This window comes from Nostoc sp. NMS4 (assembly GCF_017115095.1).
Classification (GTDB): domain Bacteria; phylum Cyanobacteriota; class Cyanobacteriia; order Cyanobacteriales; family Nostocaceae; genus Nostoc.
Window position 1 is genome coordinate 20,649 of sequence record NZ_JABXKI010000252.1, and the last position, 7,085, is coordinate 27,733.

A 7,085-nucleotide genomic window follows, 5' to 3' on the forward strand; every position below is an offset into this window, starting at 1 on the left:
GGATGAGGGGATGAGGGGACAAGGGAGACAAGGGGACAAGGGGACAAGGGGACAAGGAGATAAACAAAACTCCAAACTCTTAACTCCTAACTCAGCACGGGCTAAACCTTAGCTATCCGCTAACAGCACTCCTAACGCCCAGTTACTGTTGAAGTTTAAAATAAAGGAATGAGAAACTATGGCTCAAATTCCAGCTTCTAGCGATCGCCAATTTTCTGATGGTACTGAAATTTGGTATAGCCTCAAATGTGCGATTTCTACTAGTTCAGGTTTTCAACGCTGGCAACTAGAACGCGATGCTCAATTACATGGAATTCGCTTGGAACAGCAGGTACAGAGATATTTAAGAGAAACTTTAGAAACTTTAGCTTACTAAACACCTAAAATAAATCTTTTAGGCTTGTTTGCAAGTGGCGGAGTTGACAGTATGAACTTTCCAAGCGATGCCTACGGCGGTAAACTACGCCATCAACTTCCACTTCATTTGTGGGATAATTCTTAATAATTTCCATCAGCGACACTCGCCCGTCTTGACTCGTAGAAAGTAGCAAAGTGGCTCGTCGTAAGCCTGTCTGCTCTTTGAGGCGGTGTAGAAATAACTTCAGACGCGACGCAGCCCCAAAAAATTAAAAAGCATTTCTCCCAATTTTCAATAGGTTTGTTTTATCCTGCGATCGTATTGCAGCATAATTAGTTGCGGCATCTAGCTTTAGGGAATACTAAAAATCGCCTCATCCCCATAGTGGCGTGACACAGCTAAAATAGCGCCTCTCAGAAAATTTTCTGAATAACACAATATAACTAATGTATAAGTTCTGTGATCTATCTAGGGAATTTAGCTGAATCAGTGCTAATCATCCAGTATAGTTTTGCATGGGTTTACAACAGCTACAAAGCTGCTACCTTTAACCTTGTTCGACATACCGTAATTCAGCACATCACAGACGGAAAAAATGAAATATCGGGGTTTTCACAATTCTCTAGCGAAAAATTTTCGCCTTCTTTCTAGCAGTCATCTCAAATATACTTTGCGCCTGGGAGCCGGACTAACGGCAATACTTGTTGTTTGTAGTGGGTCAATACTACTACCTGGTGAGGTTAATGCTGGTGCGACTCACCCAGAAAATATCGCCCCAACTCTTACAGCGCAAGCTCCTGCAACTGCCGCAGCAATTTACGTTAATCCAGCAACTGGTGCAGATAGTGCTGGTGCTGGTGCAACCTCAACTACACCCTACAAAAGCATCAGTTTCGCTCTCAGTCAAGCCCAAGCAGGTGCAGTGATTCAATTAGCACCTGGTAACTATAACCAGGAAAGTGGTGAAACCTTCCCGCTTTTACTTAAACCAGGGGTGACACTGCGCGGTGATGAAGCTACTAAAGGTCAGGCGATATTGATTACAGGTGGAGGTTTCTACACTAGTCGCACCTTTGCCAGACAAGACATTACCATCCTTGCCGACCAAGATTCCACGATCGCGGGTGTCACTGTCACCAACCCAAATAGCCGGGGTACGGGTGTGTGGGTGGAGTCAACTAATCCGATTATCAAAAACAGTACTTTTACTAACAGTGTTAGAGAGGGTGTTTTTGTCACGGGTACAGGCAATCCCAAAATTGAAAGTAACCTCTTTGTACAAAACAAAGGCAATGGAATTTCAATTGCTAAAGCTGCCCAAGGAGAAATTCGGAGTAACTTATTTCAGGATACTGGTTTTGGTCTTGCGATCGGTGGGACTTCTACACCTCTAGTTGTAGAAAACCAAATTATCGAAAACCAAGACGGTCTTTTTATCTCAGAGTCAGCGAAGCCCATATTGCGTAAGAATGTCATTCAAAACAATAAGCGGGATGGAGTTGTAGCAACTGTTAGTGCTTTACCCGACCTTGGTACTAACGAAAATCCTGGTGGCAATCTTATCCGCAATAACACTCGTTATGATGTGAACAACGCCACCAAAACAAGTCGAATTATTGCCGTTGGCAACGATATCGATCAGAAAAAGATTTTTGGCTCAGTAGATTTTGTTGCCGCCAGTGTTGACGTACCCCCTGGAGGGCCTGTCGCCTTTAAAGATGTAACAGCAACTTACTGGGCAAAAATCTACATTGAAGCCTTAGCCTCTCAAAATATTATTGCGGGCTTTCCTGATGGCAGCTTTAAACCCAATGAACCCGTAACCCGCGCTCAATTCGCCACTATTGTCACTAAAGCCCTAAAACCACCAACCAAACGCGCAGCAATTAAATTTAAGGATGTAGCAAGCAATTTCTGGGCTTATGCTGCAATTCAATCTGCTTACCAGAGTCAATTTGTTTCTGGTTATCCCGATGGCACTTTTAAGCCACAGCAGCAAATTCCCAGAGTGCAAGCGTTAGTCGCTTTAGCTAATGGTTTGGGCTTAACTGCGAATAATCAGAATATCCTTTCTTTTTACACCGATGCTGCCCAGATTCCTAATTATGCGATCGCTCCTGTTGCTGCGGCAACTGCAAAGCAATTAGTAATCAACTATCCCACAGCTAAACAACTCAATCCTAATCGGGAAGCGACTAGAGCCGAAGTTGCTGCCTTTGTTTACCAGGCACTTGTCAATGCTGGACGCGCCCAACCAATTCCTTCATCTTATTTGGTAACAGTTCAGTAAATGCCTAGTTAGCAAATTGGAAGCGCCAGATTAATAAATTATTAGTCTGGCGCTTCCAAATAATGTGAGTTTTATTATTTTTTGGCTTTTTTAAACATAAAACTTGGGGTCTTTAAATATAGCTGACCCCATTTCAATGTTATTGGGTTTATTGAAAATGTAACCAAAAATCCATCCCTGTATCCTGAATCTGTATTCAGGTTAGTTGAGCAAGCAATTGATGAACTATTTCCACACTCTCAAAGGTTTGATTAACGTTTTTTTTATTGTTGTAGTCTCGGCGTTGTGGCGATAATGTTAACACAGGGTTATCGATACCCAGTTTGAATTTCAACTGGTGAACTGCCTTCAGGAATTAGGATTTTTACCCGATTGAGTGCTTCGTTGCCGACGCTGTTCCCAGCGCCAGAGGAAAACCATTAGGGCAACTATTCCTACTTGGAGAGCTAAACTTGGCAAAGCACTCTCAACATCCCGTCCCGCAAGCACTTGGAAGAAAAAAACAAATGCGCCGAGTGAGCCAGAAGCACCAAAAGCGATGTAAAAAAATTGTCGTAAGCCGCGATAAGGAGCGGCTATTTCTGCTTTGAGGCTGGCATACTGTTCAGGGTTAAGGCGATTTTTAGGATTTTGATCTGCCATGATTAAATCATGTTATACTCTTAGATTGTGTACGCCGATGTGGCTCAGTGGTAGAGCAGCTGATTCGTAATCAGCAGGCCGTGGGTTCAAATCCCATCATCGGCTTTGATATAGAAAATTACTTAACACTCAAGTTAGTTTTCACCCCCCATCGCTGGAAGGAGGGTTGCAACTAAAGTTTAAGTAAAACAATCTCAATCAATAGAATTTTCAACCCTCCCATTACTGGGAGGACGGTTGCAACTTAGGTGTAACTCATTATTGAACCCTATCTTAAGTTGAAGTAGTTCGTTAATCAGGGGTGTGTTTAATTCTGCCATTAACTTCCAGAGTTTTTGGCGGGTAGATTCACTGGCAATTAGGCGACATTGAATAGTAATTTGGCTCATAAAAATAAAATATCACAAAAACACATTATGTTTTATAAAAAGGCAATGTGTTTTAGGAAATGCTTCTATAGGATGATTATTATGGAAGGAAAGTTCTACACAAGCACAGAAGCAGCAGAAATTACTCATTGCTCTCGTCGCCAGTTGCAGTATTGGCGGGAGAAGGGAGTTATAGTACCTACGGTTAATAGCACTGGCAAAGGTCGTAATGTTTACTACTCCAAAGCTGACCTGTTGGTGTTAACAGTAATGGAGCAGTTGCTGTCAATTGGGTTAAATTTTGAGGTTTGCCATGCAGCTTTGGAAACACTGCGCGAACGGGAACCTTGGTTATTTGATGAGTCTCTTCCCGAAGAAAAGATGAAGCGACTAATGTTATTAACCACGCGATCGCCTGAACAACCTTTGCAATTGGCAGAGTTTGACAAGCAAATAGCGCTAGAAGCTCTTTGTCAAGGAAAAACTGTAATTCCTTTTTGGTGCGATCGCATTCATCAACAATTAAGGGACAATCTCAAAAGCTTTAGTAGCTAATTTGACTCGATTGTTTCTCAAGATTACTATCCTAGTCCTGATAAAAAACAGCCACGCTATTGTCAACAGATTGCCATTAATCGCACAATTGAAGCGATCGCCAAACTATAGATGATGGCAAGATTAACCGCAAGCAAACGCGGGATAGGTATGTAATTGCAGACGAAGAGGTGTCTATTGCTTTTATTCGAGAGCAATACTACAGTAAAGACGGTAAGTTGATTACCGAATCGATTAAAGACTATACTCGCAAAACAGTTAGTCAGGAGTATGGCTCGTTAGATGCTTTCTTGAAGAAATGGCACTCTACAGAGCAGAAGCAGGTTATTATCCAAGAGTTACAAGAACTGGGTGCACCCTTGGAAGCGTTAGAGAAAGAGGTTGGTAAGGATTTTGACCCTTTAGATTTAATTTGTCATGTTGTCTTTGACCAACCGCCACTAACACGCAAAGAAAGAGCAAACAATGTCCGCAAGCGTAACTACTTTAGCAACTATGGCGAACAAGCCAGAACGGTTTTAAATGCTTTGTTAGATAAGTATGCTGATGAGGGGATTGAAGATATTGAAAGTCTAGATGTCAAGTCTAACTATATAAAAGGCAAATTTAGGCATGATTCGGACTATATTTCCAATCGTACTTGCACAGCAAGAAAGAAAATTTGAAATAATCTGATTGGCGATCGCTACCACCATTAGAATAAGCGATCGCCTAATCCTTACACTCCTTAATTTACCAAATCAGGGAACACCTCTTGCACAGCAGGATGCACTAAGCGATGATTCTGCACATTCACACCCTTAGCTAATGCTGGGTTAACCTCCAGTGCCAAAATTCCCAAATTCGCCAACTGGACAACATAAGGTAATGTACTATTATTAAGTGCTTGAGTTGCTGTCCAAGGTACTGCTCCTGGCATATTGGGAACGCCATAATGCACCACACCCTCTTCAATGTATACCGGATTTGTGTGGGATGTTGGGTGTAATGTTTCTATACAACCGCCTTGGTCAACGGCAACATCAACTATTACCGAACCAGGACGCATTTGTTTTACCAATTCACGAGATACTAATATAGGCGCTCTCCGTCCTAACACTAAAACTGCACCGATAAGCAAATCGGCTTCTTTAACAGCAGCTTCAATATGGGCAGAGTTGCTATAAAGCAATTCGACTCTAGAGCCAAAAATGGTTTCTAAGTAAGATAAACGCTCGACACTAACATCTAATATCTGGACGCTAGCACCCACGCCTACGGCAATTTTAGCTGCTTCTGTACCGACAACACCGCCACCCAAAATTACTACTTTTCCTGGTTGAACTCCAGGGACACCGCCCAAAAGCACACCTCTACCACCTTGCTGACGTTCTAGAAATCTCGCCCCAAATTGTACTGCTAGCCGACCGGCAATTACGCTCATGGGGGTGAGTAAAGGTAGTTTGTTTGCACCAGGTTGTTCTACAGTTTCGTAAGCGATCGCACAAGTGCCACAATCAATTAAATGCTCTGTCAATTTGCGATCGGCTGCTAAATGTAAATAAGTAAATAATATCTGCCCTTTTTGCAAAAATTTATACTCAGATGTCAGAGGCTCTTTAACTTTAACAACCAATTCCCGATTCCAAGCCGTTTCTGATGTGGGGACAATCTCAGCTCCAGCACTTTTGTAGTCATCATCAGAGAATCCAGCACCATTACCCGCTTGTGTCTCGACGAAGATGCTATGACCATTTTCTCGCAGCACCCGCACACTCGAAGGACTTAACCCTACCCGAAATTCTTGATCCTTATTTTCCTTGGGAACGCCGATTTCCATATATCGCCTCTGATAATTTTTTTTGTTTAACTGTAGCTTTCCAATCTCAAGCTTGCTACTTCCGTCTTGCTAGTTCCGTATTAGAGATAGCTGGATTAGAGATACCTAATCTCTGTTCTAACTTTCTTAATTCAATCTGAGTAGCCCAAACTCTTACTCTTGACTATTGCCCCAGTATTTATACAATATATAAAGAATAGTAACAATTTATTAAAAGAGCGATTGTATAGCTCCCTACTAGGAAGCTCTTGCTGAATTTCTCAAGTTATCTTGGCATTCAAGCATTGCAATCAGCTTTTAAGCTATCCTAACTTTTCTACGTCATCTAAAAAATTCCAAGTCTCTCTCCTTTTACGAGAGAAATAGAAGAGAGGTTTTCTAGATACCATGAAAAGCAAGTAGCAATTATCCCCACTTTCCGCGACTTCTACCAGGAGTCTGATATCAAGTCCCGTTTGCCGAAAAAAGGTTTCTAAAAAAATGACACAAACACAACCAACAATTACACCTAAACTAGAAGAGCCTAAGTTTGGCTTTAACGAATATGCCGAACGCTTGAATGGTCGAGCTGCAATGATTGGCTTTGGTTTGATGCTGGTGATTGAATATGTCACCAATCAAGGGGTGTTATCATGGCTGGGTCTGAAGTAGTGCCATCAACGAGCACAATCTTGAAGTTGTAAGCTAGTAATTAAAAGAGTTACAACCAGCTGGAACAACCAGTTGGTTTTGACTTCAATAATTGATAGCGGAGTATTTCGCCCTAGATAGATTAATTAGACTTATAAATAACTGCCATAGAATATAAGTAAGAGAGGAATCGAAATACCTATTAGCGATGGAAATATCATAGACTTGCAACTAATATGTGCAAGGCGATTAATGAGTAAATTTCCTCCCCCTACTAAAAAAATCGTACTTATGATTTTTTTAGTGTATGCCTTGAATGAGAAAGGCAAATTATGGGTGAGGTATTCTTAGTAAATATACACAAAAGGTGAACTGGAACCAACCAAGCTGTGATGAATGCTGTATTACCTCGTTTTTTGAAGT

8 protein-coding genes, 1 tRNA gene and 1 pseudogene are annotated in these 7,085 nt (G+C 41.6%); 6 read left to right on the plus strand and 4 right to left on the minus strand.

Annotated elements, in window-relative coordinates:
• The first annotated feature begins 178 nt into the window (after window positions 1–178).
• A complete protein-coding gene (locus HWQ37_RS22685; protein WP_292751107.1) occupies window positions 179–376 on the plus strand; it encodes a hypothetical protein in 198 nt (65 codons plus the stop codon).
• 4 nt (window positions 377–380) lie between these two features.
• On the opposite strand, the gene HWQ37_RS22690 is transcribed toward HWQ37_RS22685, so the two are convergent.
• The gene (locus tag HWQ37_RS22690) at window positions 381–512 is read right to left on the minus strand and encodes a hypothetical protein (RefSeq protein ID WP_292751110.1); all 132 of its coding nucleotides are present in this window, start codon (window positions 510–512) and stop codon (window positions 381–383) included.
• Window positions 513–953: 441 nt separating this feature from the next.
• Here HWQ37_RS22690 and HWQ37_RS22695 point away from each other — a divergent pair, with 441 nt between their 5' ends.
• Complete coding sequence (locus tag HWQ37_RS22695) at window positions 954–2,648, plus strand: DUF1565 domain-containing protein (RefSeq protein ID WP_292751112.1); 1,695 nt, start codon at window positions 954–956, stop codon at window positions 2,646–2,648.
• 348 nt (window positions 2,649–2,996) lie between these two features.
• On the opposite strand, the gene HWQ37_RS22700 is transcribed toward HWQ37_RS22695, so the two are convergent.
• Complete coding sequence (locus HWQ37_RS22700; protein ID WP_292751116.1) at window positions 2,997–3,290, minus strand: DUF3493 domain-containing protein; 294 nt, start codon at window positions 3,288–3,290, stop codon at window positions 2,997–2,999.
• Between the two features lie 33 nt (window positions 3,291–3,323).
• Between HWQ37_RS22700 and HWQ37_RS22705 the strand changes: the two genes are divergently transcribed.
• Window positions 3,324–3,395: transfer RNA gene (locus tag HWQ37_RS22705), tRNA-Thr, on the plus strand.
• An 89-nt stretch (window positions 3,396–3,484) separates the two neighbouring features.
• On the opposite strand, the gene HWQ37_RS22710 is transcribed toward HWQ37_RS22705, so the two are convergent.
• Window positions 3,485–3,679, minus strand: a complete 195-nt coding sequence (locus tag HWQ37_RS22710; protein ID WP_292751128.1) for a hypothetical protein — start codon at window positions 3,677–3,679, stop codon at window positions 3,485–3,487.
• Window positions 3,680–3,760: 81 nt separating this feature from the next.
• Between HWQ37_RS22710 and HWQ37_RS22715 the strand changes: the two genes are divergently transcribed.
• Complete coding sequence (locus HWQ37_RS22715; RefSeq protein ID WP_292751119.1) at window positions 3,761–4,213, plus strand: MerR family transcriptional regulator; 453 nt, start codon at window positions 3,761–3,763, stop codon at window positions 4,211–4,213.
• A gap of 95 nt (window positions 4,214–4,308) precedes the next feature.
• A pseudogene (locus tag HWQ37_RS22720) lies at window positions 4,309–4,794 on the plus strand (type I restriction-modification enzyme R subunit C-terminal domain-containing protein); the annotation flags it as partial.
• Between the two features lie 146 nt (window positions 4,795–4,940).
• Here the strand turns inward: HWQ37_RS22720 and ald are convergent.
• The gene (ald, locus tag HWQ37_RS22725; protein WP_292751125.1) at window positions 4,941–6,032 is read right to left on the minus strand and encodes an alanine dehydrogenase; all 1,092 of its coding nucleotides are present in this window, start codon (window positions 6,030–6,032) and stop codon (window positions 4,941–4,943) included.
• 480 nt (window positions 6,033–6,512) lie between these two features.
• Here ald and HWQ37_RS22730 point away from each other — a divergent pair, with 480 nt between their 5' ends.
• Window positions 6,513–6,683, plus strand: a complete 171-nt coding sequence (locus HWQ37_RS22730; RefSeq protein WP_099099534.1) for a hypothetical protein — start codon at window positions 6,513–6,515, stop codon at window positions 6,681–6,683.
• Window positions 6,684–7,085 lie beyond the last annotated feature (402 nt).

What these genes read in the sequence shown, in the direction of transcription:
- HWQ37_RS22685 (WP_292751107.1), top strand. Translation starts at nt 179, where the DNA reads ATGGCTCAAATTCCAGCTTCTAGCGATCGCCAATTTTCTGATGGTACT.
- HWQ37_RS22690 (WP_292751110.1), bottom strand. Translation starts at nt 512, where the DNA reads ATGGAAATTATTAAGAATTATCCCACAAATGAAGTGGAAGTTGATGGC.
- HWQ37_RS22695 (WP_292751112.1), top strand. Translation starts at nt 954, where the DNA reads ATGAAATATCGGGGTTTTCACAATTCTCTAGCGAAAAATTTTCGCCTT.
- HWQ37_RS22700 (WP_292751116.1), bottom strand. Translation starts at nt 3,290, where the DNA reads ATGGCAGATCAAAATCCTAAAAATCGCCTTAACCCTGAACAGTATGCC.
- HWQ37_RS22710 (WP_292751128.1), bottom strand. Translation starts at nt 3,679, where the DNA reads ATGAGCCAAATTACTATTCAATGTCGCCTAATTGCCAGTGAATCTACC.
- HWQ37_RS22715 (WP_292751119.1), top strand. Translation starts at nt 3,761, where the DNA reads ATGGAAGGAAAGTTCTACACAAGCACAGAAGCAGCAGAAATTACTCAT.
- ald (WP_292751125.1), bottom strand. Translation starts at nt 6,032, where the DNA reads ATGGAAATCGGCGTTCCCAAGGAAAATAAGGATCAAGAATTTCGGGTA.
- HWQ37_RS22730 (WP_099099534.1), top strand. Translation starts at nt 6,513, where the DNA reads ATGACACAAACACAACCAACAATTACACCTAAACTAGAAGAGCCTAAG.